Below are 17,270 nucleotides of genomic sequence, written 5' to 3'. Positions count from 1 at the left end.
CAGCCCGACCCCTCTCACCTGGGAGAGCCTTGACCGGATCAAGTCGTGCTCTCGGGGCGGGGCTTCTTCTGCCACGGGTAGGCGGGGCGCTGTCCCGGCGGGGTGATGGCGGGCCGCGTCGGCTCCTCGGCGGTGCGCGACCGCGGTGTCTCCGGCCAGGTCTGCTGGGCCGTCGTACCGTCGGCGACCGGCGCCTCGGGCCACGGGGGCGGAGCCTGCGCGGGCTCCGACGGGTCGGACTGCTCCGGCGTGGTCCAGTGCCGCAGCGCGCCCGCCTCCATGTCGATCTGGGTGCTCAGCGAGTCCAGGTCGTCGTCCGCGAAACGGCGGGCGCGGTCGCGGGCCGCCCAGCGCAGGGAGTCCGCGGAGTGGGTGATCTGCTCGGTGCGCTCGCGCAGCGCGGGCAGCCGCTCGGCGAGTGTCGCCCGGTCCGGCTCGGACTCCAGACGCCGCAGCTCGCCGTCCAGTTCGTGTCCGTGCGCGCTGAGCCGGCGGAAGAGGGCGAGGGACTCCTTGAGGGACTCGTCCTCGGCCACGCCCGCGTGCAGCGCGTCCTGGGTGGCGCGCATGGAGGTGCGCAGCTTCAGCCGGAGCTGGGCCAGTTCGCCGGCCGCGCCGGGCTGGGCGAAGGACTTGGCCCGCAGGGTGTGGTCCTCGACCGTGCGGCGGGCCTGGGTGAGGGTGCGGTCCACGCCTCGCTTGGCGGCGCCGACCACCTTCACCGTGGCGTAGGCGCCGAGCGCCAGGAAGAGCACGAAAAGCAGAGCGACGATCGCCAACAGTGCCTCCACGATGCTCCTCCTCCGGCCGGGCGCGATGTTCCGCGCCGCTCTTCCACGGTAAACGCGGCAGGCAGGCCCGGAGTTCCAGAAGAACCCCGAACCTGCCCGTAGCCAACCCTTAGGGGACCGTTACGCCGGAACGATGTTCACCAGCTTCGGCGCCCGCACGATCACCTTCCGGATCCCCGCCCCGTCCAGCGCCGCCACGACCTTGTCGTCGGCCAGCGCGACCTTCTCCAGTTCCTCGTCGGAGATGGCCGGCGAGACCTCCAGGCGGGCCTTGACCTTGCCCTTGATCTGCACGACGCAGGTCACGGTCTCGTCCACGACGTAGGCCGGGTCGGCGACCGGGAAGTCCTGGTGGACGACCGAGTCGGTGTGCCCCAGCTTGCGCCACAGCTCCTCGGCGATATGCGGGGCCAGCGGCGCGACCAGCAACACCAGCGACTCGGCGACCGAGCGCGGTACCGCGCCGCCCGCCTTGGTCAGGTGGTTGTTCAGCTCGGTGACCTTGGCGATGGCGGTGTTGAACCGCATGCCGTCCAGGTCCTGCCGTACGCCGTCGATGGCCTTGTGCAGGGCGCGCAGGGTGTCCTCGTCGGCCTCGGTGTCGACCACCGTCACCTCGCCGGTAGCCTCGTCGACGACGTTGCGCCACAGCCGCTGCAGCAGCCGGAACTGGCCGACCACCGCGCGCGTGTCCCACGGCCGGGAGACGTCCAGCGGGCCCATCGCCATCTCGTACAGGCGCAGGGTGTCGGCGCCGTACTCCTCGCAGATGGACTCCGGAGTGACCGCGTTCTTCAGGGACTTGCCCATCTTGCCCAGCAGCTTGGTGACCTTCTCGCCCTGGAAACAGAAGGCGCCGTCGCGCTCCTCCACCTCTTCGGCCGGCACCGGGAAGCCACGGCTGTCGCGGTAGACGAAGGCCTGGATCATGCCTTGGTTGAACAGCTTGTGGAACGGCTCCGCGGAGGAGACGTGCCCCAGGTCGAACAGCACCTTGGACCAGAAGCGCGCGTACAGCAGGTGCAGCACGGCGTGCTCGGCGCCGCCGACGTACAGGTCGACACCGCCGTGCGGCTGACCCTCGCGCGGGCCCATCCAGTACTGCTCGATCTCGGGGTCGACCAGGGCCTCGCTGTTGTGCGGGTCCAGGTAGCGCAGCTCGTACCAGCAGGAACCGGCCCAGTTGGGCATGGTGTTGGTCTCGCGCCGGTACTTGCGCGGACCGCGTCCGTCGCCCAGGTCCAGGGTGACGTTGACCCACTCCTCGTTCCGGGACAGCGGGGTCTCCGGGGAGGTGTCCGCGTCGTCCGGGTCGAAGGTGCGGGGCGAGTAATCCTCGACCTCGGGCAGCTCCAGCGGCAGCATCGACTCGGGCAGCGAGTGGGCGACGCCGTCCTCGTCGTAGACGATCGGGAAGGGCTCGCCCCAGTAGCGCTGGCGGCTGAACAGCCAGTCGCGCAGCCGGAAGTTGACGGTGCCCTCGCCGATGCCCCGCTGCTCCAGCCACTCGGTGATGCGCGCCTTGGCCTCGACGACGCCCAGGCCGTCCAGGGAGACGCCCTCACCGGTGGAGTTGATGATCTTCGCGTCGTACGAGGCGAAGGCGTCCTCCCATGTGGAGGTGTCCGTGCCGCGGCCGTCGGTCGGCTCGACGATGCAGACGATCGGCAGCTCGAAGGCGCGCGCGAACTCGAAGTCGCGCTGGTCGCCCGCGGGGACGGCCATGATCGCGCCGGTACCGTAGCCCATCAGCACGTAGTCGGCGATGAAGACGGGGATCTGCTCGCCGTTGACCGGGTTGGTGGCGTACGAGCCGATGAAGACGCCGGTCTTGTCCTTGGCCTCGGCCTGCCGCTCCACGTCGGACTTGGAGGCGGCCTGCGCGCGGTAGGCGGCGACGGCCTCGGCCGGGGTGGCGTGACCGCCGGTCCACACGTCGTGGGTGCCCTCGGGCCAGGCGGCCAGGGTGAACTTCTCGACCAGCGGGTGCTCGGGGGCCAGCACCATGTAGGTCGCGCCGAACAGGGTGTCGGGGCGGGTGGTGAAGACCGTGATGTTCTCGCCGTCGATCGGGAAGTCGACGCGGGCGCCCTCGGAGCGGCCGATCCAGTTGCGCTGCTGCAGCTTGATGGCCTCGGGCCAGTCCAGCGCGTCCAGGTCGTCCAGCAGCCGGTCGGCGTAGGCGGTGATGCGCATGTTCCACTGGCGCAGCTTGGCCTTGAAGACGGGGAAGTTGCCGCGCTCGGAGCGGCCGTCGGCGGTGACCTCCTCGTTGGCCAGCACGGTGCCCAGGCCGGGACACCAGTTGACGGGCGCGTCGGAGGCGTAGGCCAGGCGGTACTCGCCCAGGACGTCGGCGCGCTCGGCGGCGTTCAGCGCGTCCCAGGAACGGCCGCCGGGGACCGCGCGCTCACCGCTCTCGAACTGGGCGACCAGCTCGGCGATCGGGCGGGCCTTCTTCGCCTCGTCGTCGTACCAGGAGTCGAAGATCTGCAGGAAGATCCACTGGGTCCACTTGTAGTACTCGGGGTCGATCGTGGCGAACGACCGGCGCTTGTCGTGGCCCAGGCCCAGCCGGCGCAGCTGGACCTTCATGTTCTCGATGTTGGCCTCGGTGGAGACCCGCGGGTGCGTGCCGGTCTGCACGGCGTACTGCTCGGCGGGCAGGCCGAAGGCGTCGAAGCCCAGGGTGTGCAGGACGTTGTGGCCGTTCATGCGCTGGAAGCGCGCGAAGACGTCGGTGGCGATGTATCCCAGGGGGTGGCCGACGTGCAGGCCCGCACCGGAGGGGTACGGGAACATGTCCATGATGAACTTCTTGGGCTTGGCGACCAGCGCCGGGTCGCCCGCCAGGTCACCCTTGGGGTTCGGCGCGGCGTAGGTGCCCTCGGCGTCCCAGAAGTCCTGCCAGCGTGCCTCGATCTCGGCCGCGACGGCGGCCGTGTAGCGGTTCGGCGCGGCATCCACCGGCGCACCAGTGGCGGCAGCGGGGTTCGTCTCGCTCATGATCCTTAAGCTCCATCGATCGTCTCTGCCAGCAGCGGTGTCGTTTCAAGAAACGAAAAATCCCCTCGCACAGGAGGGGACGCCGCGCCGATTCCGACCCACCCGGTCCGCCCGGTGGTCGGGACTGATCAGCGCGGCCCGCTAAGCAGAAGGCGTACGGCACGCATGGCGTCAGAGTACCGCAGCCGTTGAGCAAGCTGCGACGCGCTTACGTATGCCTCCTATGGCCCCGCACACCAGGCACCGGACTGAACAAGAGTCAAAAGTTACTTCGCGTAACGACCGCTAAAGGACATCACAACAACCGCATAGTCCTTTGATAACAACGCAATAACTCAAACCTCGTACTGATCGGTATGGCTCCACTTAGAGTGCGGCAGCGGGACCGCCTTCCCGAACTGCTCGGAGTTGCCCCCATGAACCCTCGTAGTAGCAACAGCACGCTCCCCAAGCCCGGCCGGTCGGCCTATGGGGTGGCCTCGGCCGTCTTTCTGCTGACCATCCCCCTTGTCGTGGTGTACGGCGGCCTCTGGCTGCAGGACTTCCTCAACTTCGGGGCGGGCGTGGTGGCGCTCGTCCTCCTCACCTGCTCGGTCATCTGGGGACTCGTCGCTCAGGACCGGATGATCCTCAACACCCGCCAGCGGATCATCGCTCAGGGCGTCCACCGGATCACCGCAGTGGGCTCGATCGCCTTCCTCCTGCTGCACATCGGGATCAAGCTGACGCTCGACCACACGACATGGATCGCCGCGTTCATCCCCTTCGGGCTCGGCATCACCGGCAGCGGCGGGCTCATCGGCCTCGGCACCCTGGCCGGCCAGCTCATGATCTTCGTCGGCATCACCGGCGCGCTGCGCAACCAGTTCGCGTCCCCCGCACCGGTCGCGGCCCGCTGGCGGAAGATGCACATGATGGCCTACCCGGCCTGGTGCTTCGCGCTCGTCCACGGCCTGTACGCGGGACGCGAGGTGAAGAGCCCGATCTTCACCTACATGTACGAACTGTGCCTGCTCGGCGTCATAGCCGCCCTCGCCCTGCGCGCCTCGCCGCGCCCCTTCAAGCGCAAGGTCGCCGACCGTGTCCAGGCGCTCCTGGGCGCCGAGGAGTGGACCGGCCGCGAGGAGCTGGACGCCAGCCGCGCCAGGAACGCGGAGGCGACGTCCGCCCCGTCCTCGCTGCCGGGCTACGAGAACACGCGCGCGATGCAGCCGCCCCGTACGGCCCCCACCTCCTTCGAGGCCCCCGCACCGCCCGCCCCGGAACCCGCGAACGGCTTCGCAGCCGCCTACCGCGCCGTCACCCCGAACGCCCCGCGCATCCCGTCCCAGCCGACGTACGGCGCCGACCAGACCGCCCGCATGGACCTGCCGATGGACCTGTCGGCGGACATGCAGCCCACCCAGGCCGTCCCGCGCTACGACGGCGGAGGCAGCACCTCGGGCAGCTGGCCGATCCCGTCACCGCCGCCGGTCGGCGAGGCGCCACCGTCGGCCTACGACCCGCTCCAGGACACGGGATACAACATCCCGACCTATGGCAGTTCGGGCACGGCCGGCTACCTCCAGGGTGATGTGCGCGACACCGGTGAGTCGAACACCGTGTCCGGCGCGTACTACCCGAACGACACGTACAACAGCGGTCCCGCCACTGATCCATCGCCCGGTGACTCGTACGACTTCGACACACCGGGATCGGGCGAACCTTGGAACATGCCTTCCGGAGGCTATAGGTGAACGAGGCCCTGCCCGACGTCCCCGAAGTCCGCGTGGTCGGTCTTCCTCAGCTCACGTCGGGCTTCGACCTTGTCGAGAGACTCGATCTGCCCATGCACCTGAAAGTGCACGGGCCGCTCGAACCCCTGGGCGGCGAGCAACTCGCGAAGCTCGCCGAGAACATCAACCTGAAGGGCCGCGGCGGCGCGGGCTTCCCCTTCCACAAGAAGCTGCGCTCGGTCGCGGAGGCGGCCATCAAGCGCGGTGTGCGACCGGTCGTCGTCGTCAACGGAAGCGAGGACGAACCGGCCTGCCGCAAGGACACGGTGCTCATCAACCGTGCCCCGCACCTCATCCTGGACGGCGCCCTGCTGGTCGCCGAAGCCCTGGGCGCCCGCACCCTCGTGGTGGGGGTCACCCGGGAGTCCACCCAGCGGTCCATGGAGGCCGCCCTCGCCGAACGCGGCCTCAGCAACGGCCGCCGCTCGGCTCTACGCGCGCGCGTGCAGCGCAATCCCGTCCGTATGGTCACGGGAGCCGCAGCATCGCTGATCCGCTCCATCGACGGCGGCCCGGCCATCCCGCCCGGCCGCAAGGTCAGCGCCTCCCAGAACGGCGTCGGCGGCGCCCCGACCCTCCTGTCGAACGCCGAGACCTTCGCCCAACTGGCCATCGCCGCCCGCATCGGCCCCGAGCGCTACGGCAACACCGGCCTGTACGACGAGCCGGGCACCGTCATGCTCACGGTCTCCGGCGCGGTCGCCCGCCCCATGGTGATCGAGGCCCCCACGGGCGTGCCGCTGCGCTACATCCTGCAGCTCGCCGGCGCCCCGCCGGTCCCCCAGGGGGTGCTGACCGGCGGCTACCACGGCAAGTGGATCGACGCCGCGACGGTCAACGAGGCGGTCGTCTCCCGCAACTCGCTGGACGCGGTCGGCGGCGCGCTCGGCGCGGGCGCCATCCTGCCGATCAGTCAGGAGACCTGCCCGCTGGGCGAGTCGCTGATGGTGGCGAAGTGGCTGGCCGAGGAGAGCGCGGGGCAGTGCGGCCCTTGCTACCTGGGTCTGCCGGCCGCCGCGCGCGGCATGGAGGACATCATCAACGGCGGCGGCCCCGCCGCCCTGGAGGCCCTCAAGCAGGTCGCCAAGAACGTGAAGCGGCGCGGCGCGTGCTCGCACCCCGACGGCTCCGCGATGTTCCTGGAGTCGACCATCAAGGCGTTCACCGACGACCTCGCCGCGCACGTCCTCGGCAACGGCTGCGGACGGCCGGTACAGGGCGTTCTGCCGCTCTTCGAGGGCGGCATCACCCCCGCGGGCCTCCCGAGCGGCGCCGAGTCCGAGGAGAACGGCCCCAGCCGCCAGAAGATCTACGTCGACTGGACGCTCTGCCGGGGCCACGGCCTGTGCGCCGACATCCTCCCGGAGGTCTTCGAACTCGGCGCCGACGGCTTCCCGACCGTCGCCCAGGCCCAGGTGCCGCGTTACGCCGAGGCGAAGGCCCTCCGCGCGGTCCGCCGCTGCCCCGCCCTCGCCCTGCGCATCGAGGAGTCGGCGCCGCGCGACAACGGCCCGTCCCGCAACCTGCCGGTGCTCTCCCAGGGCCGCGGCCGCCGCGCCCTGGGCCGCTGAGCGGACACTACGACGAGGGGGCCGCCCGATCCGGGCGGCCCCCTCGTCGTACGCGGACCATGCGGGCCAACTGCCCCTGGAAAAGCAAGAATCCCGCCGGATCTTGACGACCCGGCGGGATCTTTCTGTGGAGCTAAGGAGAATTGAACTCCTGACCTCCTGCATGCCATGCAGGCGCTCTACCAACTGAGCTATAGCCCCGTGTTCGGTGTCCTCCGGGTTTCCCCGGCGGCGACGCCAACATTACACGGTCACCCGGGTGGAACACCAAATCGTTTCCCTGCGGCCCGCTCCCCGGCGGGCCTCACGCAGTGACGAACGAGTAGAACCGCTTGAGCGTGCAGTGTTCCTCCAGGAGCCGGCCGTAGATCGGCTCGCCCTCGAGTTCGCGGTATGTCTCGATCGGGTCGCCTTTTATGATCAGCGCCCGCGCGCATTCCTCGCACCAGTACTGGTAGTCGGGATTGACCGGCTCCATGTCCCGCACGATCGGCGTCCCGCTGCCGCACCAATCACACTTACGCCTGTGTGCACCCATCGATCAGCTCCAGCTGTGGCCGCAGGCCGTGCACACGTAGGAAATCCCGCCGTTGTCGCCGAGAACCTGGGCGACGCGGAGGGAACCGCAGGAAGGGCAGGTGAGCCGGGTGACCGTGTCCCGTGTCGACGCTGCTTCAAGGAGGTGGCCGACCTCCTTGAGGATGCTCGCAGGCATCACTGCTCCCTCCCGTCGGGCCGCGCCCCCTTCCGGCCGTTTGATTCTGCCACGGCCGGACCAATACGGTCAGCGACGCCTCAGTACCAGTCCGGACACGGCCCCCAGGGCAGCCGTCCCGGCCAGCGCGAACATGCACGCCGACAGCGCCTCCGCAGAGGTATACGCCTCCAGGGCCCCGAGTGACTCAAGCCGGTTCAAGAACAGTGTGCCGAACGCGGCGACACCGGTCAGCTGGCCGAGCTGGGTGACCGTGGCGAGCAGCCCGCTGGCGTCCGCCGCGTCCTCGGGCCGCACCGTGGCCAGTGCCCGGGTCAGGGTGGGGCTGAAGGCGAGCGCGAGCCCGACGCCGACCCCGGCGTACGCCACGTACACCCACCCCCCGCCGTCGCCGCCGCCGTCGAGCGCCAGGCCGACCCCGGCCACGGCCACGGCGGTGAGCAGGAACCCGGTCGGTTCCAGGGCGCGCTGCCATGCGGCGGGCCAGCGCCGCCAGGTCAGCCCGACCACGCCGAAGACGACCGCGGTCGGCGCGAAGGTGAGTCCGGCACGCAGGGCGCTGTAGCCGAGGCCGCCCTGGACGTGCAGCGTGAGCACGAACAGGAAGCCCCCGTTGACGGCCATGACGGCCAGGATCCGCAGCACGGCGAGCCCCATGCCGGGGTGGCGCAGCACCCGGGGCGCGATCAGCGGGTCACCGCCGCGCCGGGCGAGCCCGGACTCGTACCGCCAGAACACCGCGAACAGCACGGCGGCCGCGCCCAGGGACAGCCACGACCACAGCGGCCAGTCCTCCTCCTGCCCGAGCACCAGCGGCACGGTGAACAGCGATACGGCCGCGCCGAGCAGAACCAGTCCCGGCAGATCCATGCCGCGCCCGCGCTCCCGCTCGCCCCCGCGCTCCCGCGGCAGGACGCGTCGGCCGATGACCAGGAGGGCGGCACCGACGGGCACGTTCACCAGGAACACCGGCCGCCAGCCCGTGCCCAGCAGATCGGCGCTGACCAGGACCCCGCCGAGTATCTGCCCGGCGGCGGCGCCGACGGCGAGGACCGCCGAGTACGCGCCGAGCGCCTTCACCCTCGCCTCGCCGACGAAGTTCCGCTGGATGAGGCTGAGCACCTGCGGGATCATCACCGCCGAGCCGGCGCCCTGGATCAGCCGGAAGACGATGAGTTCCGTGGCGCCCTGCGCGAGACCGCAGGCGAGCGAGGCGGCGGTGAACAGCGCCATCCCGGCGAGGTGGACCCGGCCGTGCCCGAACCGGTCGCCGAGCCGGGCCCCGGTGATCAGCAGCACGGAGTACGTGATGGTGTAGCCCGCGACCACCAGCTGCAACTCGGCGCCGGAGGCGTGGAGTTCGGTACCGATGGTGGGGGCCGCGACGTTCACGATGAAGACGTCGAGCAGCGCCATGAACAGAGCGGCGAGCACGACGGCGAGCAGCAGCCGGGGTCCGTTGTCAGTGCCGGGTGCTTCACTGATCGCAGTGCTGGGAACGGGCGCTGTACCCGGTCCGGAACGGGGTGTTGTCGTCATGCCGTCGAGCGTGCCGCCGCTCCGGTACGGGTGCCGAGAGCCCGCCGATGCTGGTACTGACAGCACCTGGCAGCGCACGGGCCGGGCGTCGACGATGGGGGATGTGACGATGGGGACGACACAGCGCCGCCGACCTGAGCTGGCCGCCTTCCTGCGCAGCAGGCGGGCGCGGGTGACACCGGCGGACGTGGGGATGCCGCCGGGCTTACGGCGCCGTACGCCGGGGTTGCGGCGTGAGGAGGTCGCCCAGCTCTCGGGGGTGGGCGTGACCTGGTACACGTGGCTGGAGCAGGGCCGCCCGATCAACGCCTCCGCGCAGGTCCTGGACGCCGTGGCCCGCACCCTGCGTCTCGATCCGCCGGAGCGGGAGCATCTGTACCACCTGGCGGACGTGCCGCATGCCGCCGTCCCGGAGGCCGCCGCGCAGACCGTGGGTCCGGAGATCCAGGGCATCATCGACGCCCTCGAACCGCGCCCGGCGGTGGTCTACAACTCGCGGTTCGACATCCTGGCCGCCAACGACGTCTACCGCACCCTGTTCGACGTGCCGCTGATGCAGCGCTCCGGTCGCCTTCCCAACGCCCTGTGGGGGCTGTTCACCGCGGAGGATGACGACTGCCCGCTGATGTTCCGGGAGACGGAGCTGCCGGTGATGGTCGCGACCCTGCGCGCGGCCTACGGTCTGCATGCCGGTGAGCCCGCCTGGGAGGGCTTCATACGCAAGCTGTCCGCGGCGAGTCAGCTGTTCGCCCGGCTGTGGGAGACCGGCGACGTGGCGGAGCCCGGACGGCGAGTGAAGGGTTTCAGGCATGCGGCGGTGGGTGAGCTGCGGATGACGTCGGTGTCGCTGTCGATCCACGGGATGCCGGAGTGCCGGATCGTCGTCTACACACCGGACGACGAGGAGACGGCGCGGCGCACGGCCCGCCTGATGGAAATGAAAAATCCCGCCCTCTAGGGACGGGATCTTCATCAACCGATCTTTGACAACTCAAGAGTGTCGATCTGTGGAGCTAAGGAGAATTGAACTCCTGACCTCCTGCATGCCATGCAGGCGCTCTACCAACTGAGCTATAGCCCCAAGCTTTGCCACGCGGCGGAGCCGCATGATGTTTCGCCCCGCTCGGCGGGGCGAACAAGAAGAACTTTAGCCTGCGACCTGCCAGAAAGTGAAATCCGCTCAGTCGTCGTCCCCGAGCACCGGTTCCGGCAGCGTGCCGGCGTTGTGCTCCAGGAGACGCCAGCCGCGGGCGCCCTCGCCGAGGACGGACCAGCAGCAGTTGGAGAGGCCGCCGAGGCTCTCCCAGTGCTGGGCCTCCAGGCCGAGGAGACGGCCGATGGTGGTGCGGATCGTGCCGCCGTGGCTGACGACGACGAGCGTGCCCTCGTCGGGCAGCTTGTCGGCGTGCCGGAGCACCACGGGGGCGGCTCGCTCGGCGACCTCGGTCTCCAGTTCGCCGCCGCCGCGGCGGACCGGCTCGCCGCGCTTCCACGCCGCGTACTCCTCGCCGTGCGCGGCGATGATCTCCTCGTGCGTCAGCCCCTGCCAGACGCCCGCGTAGGTCTCCCGCAGGCCCTCGTCGTGGACGACGTCGAGGCCGGTGAGGACGGCGAGCTCGGCGGCGGTGTTCGCGGCCCGCTTCAGGTCCGAGGCGACGATCGCGGCGGGCTTGAGAGAGGCGAGCAGCCGGGCGGCGCGGCGGGCCTGGGCGACGCCGACCTCGGTGAGCTCGACGTCCGTGGTGCCCTGGAAGCGGCGCTCCACGTTCCAGGAGGTCTGGCCGTGCCGCCACAGGATGACGCGGCGGCCCCGGCCGGGCTTGCCGGCCGAGACCTCACCGGTGGCGCTCATCGCCAGTCACCGCCGAGGTCCGCGGCGTCCTCGGCGGCCTGCAGCTTGGCGTGCTCCTCGCCCTTGCCGCGGGTGGCCTTGGCGTCCTCGGGGAGGTCGAGCTCGGGGCAGTCCTTCCACAGCCGCTCCAGGGCGTAGAAGACGCGCTCCTCGCTGTGCTGGACGTGGACGACGATGTCGACGTAGTCGAGCAGGACCCAGCGGGCCTCGCGGTCGCCCTCGCGGCGCACCGGCTTGGCGCCGAGTTCCTTCTGCAGGCGCTCCTCGATCTCGTCGACGATCGACTTGACCTGGCGGTCGTTGGGCGCGGAGGCCAGCAGGAAGGCGTCCGTGATCGACAGTACGTCGCTGACGTCGTAGGCGATGATGTCGTGCGCGAGCTTGTCGGCGGCCGCCTGTGCGGCGGTGTGGATGAGCTCGATGGAGCGGTCAGTGGCGGTCACTACACGGCTTTCGGTCGGCGGTCACTTGACATCAAGGGTCTCACGGACCGCCGGGCGCACCCCATTCGTTAAACGGATCACGCCGTGGGGCCGGGCCGCGGACACCCGCGGCCCGGCCCCACGGCCCGGCTGATCCCGCCGCGCGGGGCGCTACGGCGTCGAGGGCTCGTAGTTCTGGCCGAGGACCACCGAGACGTTCGCGTTCGAGGACGTCTTGCCCTTGGTGACGGCGCCGGTGGGCAGGCCCAGGGTCTTGGCGACCTCGGTGGCGTCGTCCTTGTCGGCGGCGTCCGCGTAGAGGACCTTGGAGGCGGCCTGGGTGGTGGCCGCGGTGCCGCCCTCCAGGAAGGTGAAGCCGCCGTTGAGGAGCACCACGCGCGCGTCCTCGGCGTTGCCCTTGACGCCGCTGGCGTTCTGGACCGAGACACGGACCGCGGCGTCCTTGTCGGGGCTCTTCGCGGTGCCGCCGAGGACGTCCTTGACGACGCTGCCGCTGGCCTGCGCGCTCAGGGTGCCGTCGGTCTGCACGGGCAGCAGGGCGGTCTTGTAGTCGCCGCCCTTGGCGAGGTCGGCGAGCTTGGCGAGGAAGGTGCCGAGGTCCTTGTCGGTGAGCGAGGGGTCGAGGATCTGCGCCAGCGTCTGGACGGTGACCGTGGCGCCGTCCGCGTCGGAGGACATCTTGCGCAGCACGCCCTGCATGACCTGTCCGAACCGCTCCAGCTGGGCGTTCTGGGCCTCGCCGGAGGCGCGGTAGGTGGCGTAGGCAACGGCCATCTTGCCGCTGAGGGTCTGGGCCTCGCCCTTGTTGACGAGGGGCGCGGTGCCCTTCTTCTTGGCGTCCGGGTCGGGCACGTCGGCGTCGGTGTCGACCTCGATGTTGCCGATGATGTCGACGAGGTTCTGCAGATAGGGGGTGTCCAGGCGCCAGGTGCCCTGGATCTGGGTGCCGAGGACCGTGTCGATCGCGTCGCGGGTGCCGGAGGAGCCGTCGTCCTCGACCGACTTTGCGAGCGTGGTCGTGGAGCCGTCGTCGTCGGTCAGGGCGAGGGAGTTGGGCAGCAGGACGGTGGTGCCCTGCTTGGTGGTGGTGTTGTCGACGAGCAGCGCCGTGGAGGTGCCGCCCTTCTTGGTGTTGTGCAGATGGACGACGATCACGTCGCGGTTCTGGGCAGCCACGGAGGTGCCCGTGCCGGTCTTGTCGTCGGACGAGGACAGTCCGGGCAGCTTCCCGGCGTACCAGAGCCAGCCGACGCCGCCGACCACGGTCAGCGCGAGGACCACGACCAGGGCGATGAGCCGGCTGCGGGCCCGCCGCTTGGCCTCCTCGCGGCGCTCGGTGCGGTTCTCGGTGAAGTTCAGCCAGTCGATGACGTCCTCGGAGTCACCGTCGGGCTCCTCGACGAAGGCGAACTGCCCGGTCTCGTAGTCCCGTTCGGAGCGGCCGCCGCCGGCGGCCCCGTCCGGCTCCTCGGCGGGCCTGGCCTGCTGCGGGATGTAGGCGGTCTGCTCGGCGACCCGCGGCTGCTGTCCGCTCGCGGCGGCACGCCCGTAGGGGTCGTACGACGTCCCGGGCGCCCCGGGGTTCCCGGGGGCCCCTCCCTGCCCGTACGGGTCGTAGGGGGGCACCGGCGCCTGCCGGCCGGTGTCGTAGGGGTCGTAGGACGGCGGTACGGGGTGCTGGTTGCCGGTGTCGTACTGCTGCCCGGGGTACTGGCCCGGCTGCCGGCCGTCCGCCGCGTAGGGGTCGTAGCCGTAGCCCTGCTGCTGTGCGTACGGGTCGTACGACTGCTGCTGGGGCGGCTGCTGGGCGACCTGCCGGTAGACGGGCCGGCCGTACTCGTCGTAGCCGACGAGCTCGTAACGGTCGTCTTGGTCGCCGCCGTAGCCCGCGTCGTATCGGTCGTTCACCGGTGCCCCTCTCGGCTCACTCGCCGCGGTACAGCTCGCGCTTGTCGATGTAGCGCACGACTCCGTCCGGCACCATGTACCAGATGGGGTCTCCCTTGGCGACTCTGCCACGGCAGTCCGTCGAGGAGATGGCCAGCGCGGGAACCTCCACGAGAGAGACACCGCCTTCGGGGAGTCCGGCGTCCGTGAGGTGGTGGCCGGGGCGGGTGACCCCGATGAAGTGCGCGAGGGAGAACAGCTCTGCGGTGTCGCGCCAGGTGAGGAGCTGGGCGAGGGCGTCCGCACCGGTGATGAAGAACAGGTCCGTGTCCGGGTTGAGCGCGCGCAGGTCGCGCAGGGTGTCCACGGTGTAGGTGGGGCCGCCGCGGTCGATGTCGATGCGGCTCACCGAGAACTGGGGGTTCTCGGCGGTCGCGATGACCGTCATCAGATAGCGGTCCTCGGCCGGCGAGACCTTGCGGTGGGTCTTCTGCCACGGCTGCCCGGTCGGCACGAAGACGACCTCGTCCAGGTGGAACTGCGCGGCGACCTCACTGGCCGCCACGAGGTGCCCGTGGTGGATCGGGTCGAACGTTCCGCCCATGACGCCGAGGCGGCGCTTGCCGGGGTTCGACGGGCTGTTGCCCGGGCCGGTAGGCATGTCCTGCTCTCCCATGCGTGCAGACCCTACCGGCCCGTCCTGAGGGCGTCGGCCGGAGGAGGCCCGGAGTGCCCTGTTATGGGCACCGGGTGCCTCAGCGGTCGCGGTTGAAGCGGGTGGTGATCCACAGCAGCAGCATCAGGGCGAGGAAGGCGCCACCACCGGTGACAAGGGGGTTGAGGCTCTCGTGGTTGCCACCGTGTTCCTCGCCCTCGGCGGCAAGGGTGACCAACTGGGCAGCGGCGCTGTGGAAGCTCATCTTCGGCGAGACCTATCCGGTGGGCGGGATAAAGATGTCGGCCCATGGTAAGCGGGCGGCTCGGCGGCGATCACGCCGACTCCGCCAAGAGGGAACTCGGGAGTGGTCTCAGTCGTCCTTCTGCTTGTAGCCACGCAGCAGGAACCACGCGGTCAGCACACAGCCCAGCACCATCACGATCAGCACCACCCGGAGCAGGTTCCCGGCACCTTGTCGTTCGGCTGCGCTCGCGGCTTCGGTGAGCCAGGCGGACGCGGGGTTGTGCTCCATGGCGGGACTCCGTTCGCTGTACTGCCCGTCCACGGTATCTCCGCCTAGGCTGGGCTCTGCTTCGGGGGCGCAAAGGACCGCACAAGGGTCCGCAAAGGGCCACTCTCACGCACATGGGGGAAGACATGTCCGACGACGGCCACGAGCAGAACGGGCACGAGAACGTTCCGAGCAGGCAGCGCAGGCGCTTCCCCGGAATCTCCTCGCGCGCCTACGAACACCCCGCCGACCGCTCCGCCCTGGTGGCGCTGCGCAAGCTCAGCGGGTTCGACACGGTCTTCAAGGCGCTCAGCGGGCTGCTGCCCGAGCGGAGCCTCAGGCTGATGTTCCTGTCCGACTCGGTCCGGGTGTCGGACCAGCAGTTCGCATACCTCAACGACATGCTGCGGGACGCCTGTTACATCCTGGACCTGGAGAAGGTCCCGCCGATGTACGTCAGCCAGGACCCGAAGCCGAACGCGATGTGCATCGGCCTGGACGAGCCGATCATCGTCGTCACCACCGGCCTGGTCGACCTGCTCGACGAGGAGGAGATGCGGGCGGTCGTCGGCCACGAGGTGGGACACGCCCTCTCGGGCCACGCCGTCTACCGGACGATCCTGCTGTTCCTGACCAACCTCGCCATCCGGGTGGCGTGGATCCCGCTGGGCAACCTCGCGATCATGGCGATCGTGACCGCGCTGCGCGAGTGGTTCCGCAAGTCCGAGCTCTCCGCCGACCGCGCGGGTCTCCTGGTCGGCCAGGACCTGCGGGCCTCGATGCGCGGCCTGATGAAGCTCGCCGGCGGCCACCACCTGCACGAGATGAACGTGGACGCCTTCCTGAAGCAGGCCGAGGAGTACGAGGCCGGCGGTGACCTGCGCGACTCCGTGCTGAAGATCCTCAACATCCTGCCCCGCACCCACCCCTTCACCACGATCCGGGCGGCCGAGCTGAAGAAGTGGTCCGAGTCCCGCGACTTCCAGCGGATCATGGACGGCCACTACCCGCGCCGCTCCGAGGACAAGGACACCTCGGTCACCGACTCCTTCCGCGAGTCGGCGGCGAGCTACGCCACCAACGTCAAGGGCTCCAAGGACCCGCTGATGAAGCTGGTCTCGGACATCGCCGGCGGAGCGGGCGACCTGGGCGGCCGGGTCCGCCGGGGCTTCGGCGGCTTCAGCAGCTCGGCACCGAGGGACGACGAGCCCCCGAGGGACTCGGACACGCGCCAGCGAGACGAGGACTGACGCGGGGTTCTTACTGGACTGCCGGGGGCTGGAGACCCACCCAGGGGCGCGGGGAACTGCGCGACCAGCCACGAACAACCCGCACCCGCCATACAAGCAAACCCCTACGGCGATGAGGCGGACCGCCCCTCACACCCTCGGCTGCGCCCCCGTCGCCAAGGTCCCGCAAACCGCCGTGACCCGGTCCTCCCCGAAGGGGTCCGTACCGGCCGGACCGCCCGCCTCGGCGGTCCGGCCGGCCAGCACCGGGGTGAACGCGCTGGCCGAGTCGCCCCCGCAGGACAAGGGCCCGGCCTGGACGTAGGCCACGGACAACTCGGCCTGGTGCAGCCGCACATCGTCATGGTCGAACTGGAACCGCAGCTCGCGCCGGACGGTGAACAGCGAGGCCTCCGCCTTGGAGCCGGCCCCCGCCGGCCGCAGCGCGTACACGAACGTGTGCTCGGCGGTGACCTCGAGAATCGTCGACTCGGCCTCGCTGGCCCGCAGCGTCCCCTGGACCCGGATCCTCGGGTCGGCCAGCTCCACGGCCTTGGGGTCGAAGCGGACCATCCATCCGGTGACCGCGTGCATGCCGTCCGCCGCCGGATGCTTCAGGCTCTCGTCGAACTGGAGGTACTGATCGGCCGGCAGCAGTACCCGCACGGGACGGGTCTGCCCACCGGTGAGCACCTCCGGGTGGAGCGAGGAGCGGACGAGGTACTCCTTGACGGTGTCGAGGGCGCTGAGCACCTGTGTCTCGGAGAAGTGCGAGGTGTCCCGGGCGGCGGGCAGCGTGATCCCCGCGGCGCCGACGCGGAAGTCGGCGGCGGGGCTGTGCTCGTAGAGGTACTCCGGGTCGGCCGCGCCCGGCACCTTGCCCTGCGGGGCGAGCGGGACCACGGTCATGCGCATCGGGTCGGCCGAGTCCCTGATCTGGGCGGGGCTCTGGTAGGGGTGCCGCACACCCATGTAGATCGCCGTGCCGAAGGCCAGCGCGATCAGCAGGACCAGGACGAGGGCCTGGCGGGAGAGTCCCCGGCGCATCGGCGGGCGGCGCCGGACGGCGGGGGCGTGGTCGGCGATGCGTTCCTGCGCGGAGAACTCCTGGAGCCGGGCAGCACGGACGAACGACTCGTCGAAGACGACGGATCGGTACTCGTCCTCGCCACCTCCGGGGCCGCCCTCGGGTGCCCCCTCAGATGGGTCTCCAGGCCCTCCCATACCTTCAGAGTAGGTCTCCGGGAGCTCAGGTAAACGCCCTGCTGCGCGACAACTTCTGACAGGTTCTCA

Annotated in this window: 16 protein-coding genes and 2 tRNA genes; 4 read left to right on the top strand and 14 right to left on the bottom strand. The window is 70.3% G+C overall.

Annotation, left to right across the window (positions count from 1 at the left end; translation table 11 throughout):
* Window positions 1-38 precede the first annotated feature (38 nt).
* Complete coding sequence (locus tag PH203_RS13865; RefSeq protein WP_289920185.1) at window positions 39-791, bottom strand: hypothetical protein; 753 nt, start codon at window positions 789-791, stop codon at window positions 39-41.
* A 120-nt stretch (window positions 792-911) separates the two neighbouring features.
* Window positions 912-3,797 carry a leucine--tRNA ligase gene (gene leuS / locus PH203_RS13860; RefSeq protein WP_289920184.1) on the bottom strand — a complete coding sequence of 962 codons (2,886 nt, stop codon included), beginning with the start codon at window positions 3,795-3,797 and terminating at the stop codon, window positions 912-914.
* 416 nt (window positions 3,798-4,213) lie between these two features.
* On the opposite strand from leuS, the gene PH203_RS13855 reads away from it, so the two are divergent.
* Together PH203_RS13855 and PH203_RS13850 are read left to right on the top strand one after the other, a co-directional pair.
* Window positions 4,214-5,533, top strand: coding sequence for a cytochrome b/b6 domain-containing protein (locus PH203_RS13855; protein WP_289920183.1), 1,320 nt, complete (start codon window positions 4,214-4,216; stop codon window positions 5,531-5,533).
* Window positions 5,530-7,143, top strand: a complete 1,614-nt coding sequence (locus PH203_RS13850; protein ID WP_289920182.1) for an NADH-quinone oxidoreductase subunit NuoF family protein — start codon at window positions 5,530-5,532, stop codon at window positions 7,141-7,143. The genes PH203_RS13855 and PH203_RS13850 overlap by 4 nt, the downstream gene beginning before the upstream one ends.
* Before the next feature lie 128 nt (window positions 7,144-7,271).
* On the opposite strand, the gene PH203_RS13845 is transcribed toward PH203_RS13850, so the two are convergent.
* From PH203_RS13845 to PH203_RS13830, 4 genes are all read right to left on the bottom strand, one after another.
* Window positions 7,272-7,344, bottom strand: a tRNA-Ala gene (locus PH203_RS13845).
* Between the two features lie 103 nt (window positions 7,345-7,447).
* Entirely contained in the window at window positions 7,448-7,681 is a 234-nt protein-coding gene (locus PH203_RS13840) for a hypothetical protein (RefSeq protein ID WP_003976229.1), read from the bottom strand.
* Between the two features lie 3 nt (window positions 7,682-7,684).
* On the bottom strand, window positions 7,685-7,858 hold the full coding sequence (locus PH203_RS13835) for a hypothetical protein (protein ID WP_289920181.1): 174 nt from the start codon (window positions 7,856-7,858) through the stop codon (window positions 7,685-7,687).
* 69 nt (window positions 7,859-7,927) lie between these two features.
* The gene (locus PH203_RS13830) at window positions 7,928-9,292 is read right to left on the bottom strand and encodes an MFS transporter (RefSeq protein WP_289920232.1); all 1,365 of its coding nucleotides are present in this window, start codon (window positions 9,290-9,292) and stop codon (window positions 7,928-7,930) included.
* A 214-nt stretch (window positions 9,293-9,506) separates the two neighbouring features.
* Here PH203_RS13830 and PH203_RS13825 point away from each other — a divergent pair, with 214 nt between their 5' ends.
* Window positions 9,507-10,355: a helix-turn-helix transcriptional regulator gene (locus PH203_RS13825; RefSeq protein WP_289920180.1), complete on the top strand. Its 849-nt coding sequence runs from the start codon at window positions 9,507-9,509 to the stop codon at window positions 10,353-10,355.
* A 50-nt stretch (window positions 10,356-10,405) separates the two neighbouring features.
* Here the strand turns inward: PH203_RS13825 and PH203_RS13820 are convergent.
* The 7 genes from PH203_RS13820 to PH203_RS13790 form a co-directional block, all read right to left on the bottom strand.
* Window positions 10,406-10,478: transfer RNA gene (locus tag PH203_RS13820), tRNA-Ala, on the bottom strand.
* Between the two features lie 99 nt (window positions 10,479-10,577).
* The gene (locus PH203_RS13815) at window positions 10,578-11,249 is read right to left on the bottom strand and encodes a histidine phosphatase family protein (RefSeq protein WP_289920179.1); all 672 of its coding nucleotides are present in this window, start codon (window positions 11,247-11,249) and stop codon (window positions 10,578-10,580) included.
* A complete protein-coding gene (rsfS, locus tag PH203_RS13810; RefSeq protein WP_289920178.1) occupies window positions 11,246-11,692 on the bottom strand; it encodes a ribosome silencing factor in 447 nt (148 codons plus the stop codon). Before rsfS ends, PH203_RS13815 begins: the two co-directional genes overlap by 4 nt.
* A 150-nt stretch (window positions 11,693-11,842) precedes the next feature.
* Entirely contained in the window at window positions 11,843-13,600 is a 1,758-nt protein-coding gene (locus PH203_RS13805; RefSeq protein ID WP_289920177.1) for a LytR C-terminal domain-containing protein, read from the bottom strand.
* 16 nt (window positions 13,601-13,616) lie between these two features.
* Window positions 13,617-14,255 carry a nicotinate-nucleotide adenylyltransferase gene (gene nadD, locus PH203_RS13800; RefSeq protein WP_289920176.1) on the bottom strand — a complete coding sequence of 213 codons (639 nt, stop codon included), beginning with the start codon at window positions 14,253-14,255 and terminating at the stop codon, window positions 13,617-13,619.
* Between the two features lie 79 nt (window positions 14,256-14,334).
* Window positions 14,335-14,499 carry a hypothetical protein gene (locus PH203_RS13795; RefSeq protein ID WP_289920175.1) on the bottom strand — a complete coding sequence of 55 codons (165 nt, stop codon included), beginning with the start codon at window positions 14,497-14,499 and terminating at the stop codon, window positions 14,335-14,337.
* Between the two features lie 108 nt (window positions 14,500-14,607).
* Window positions 14,608-14,769: a hypothetical protein gene (locus PH203_RS13790; protein ID WP_289920174.1), complete on the bottom strand. Its 162-nt coding sequence runs from the start codon at window positions 14,767-14,769 to the stop codon at window positions 14,608-14,610.
* A 125-nt stretch (window positions 14,770-14,894) separates the two neighbouring features.
* On the opposite strand from PH203_RS13790, the gene PH203_RS13785 reads away from it, so the two are divergent.
* The gene (locus PH203_RS13785; RefSeq protein ID WP_289920230.1) at window positions 14,895-15,998 is read left to right on the top strand and encodes a M48 family metallopeptidase; all 1,104 of its coding nucleotides are present in this window, start codon (window positions 14,895-14,897) and stop codon (window positions 15,996-15,998) included.
* Window positions 15,999-16,127: 129 nt separating this feature from the next.
* On the opposite strand, the gene PH203_RS13780 is transcribed toward PH203_RS13785, so the two are convergent.
* Complete coding sequence (locus PH203_RS13780) at window positions 16,128-17,201, bottom strand: hypothetical protein (RefSeq protein WP_289920173.1); 1,074 nt, start codon at window positions 17,199-17,201, stop codon at window positions 16,128-16,130.
* Window positions 17,202-17,270 lie beyond the last annotated feature (69 nt).

Source organism: Streptomyces sp. S.PB5 (genome assembly GCF_030403745.1).
GTDB lineage: Bacteria > Actinomycetota > Actinomycetes > Streptomycetales > Streptomycetaceae > Streptomyces.
Note: the sequence above shows the minus strand (reverse complement) of the source record. Positions and strands in the feature narration are given on the sequence as shown.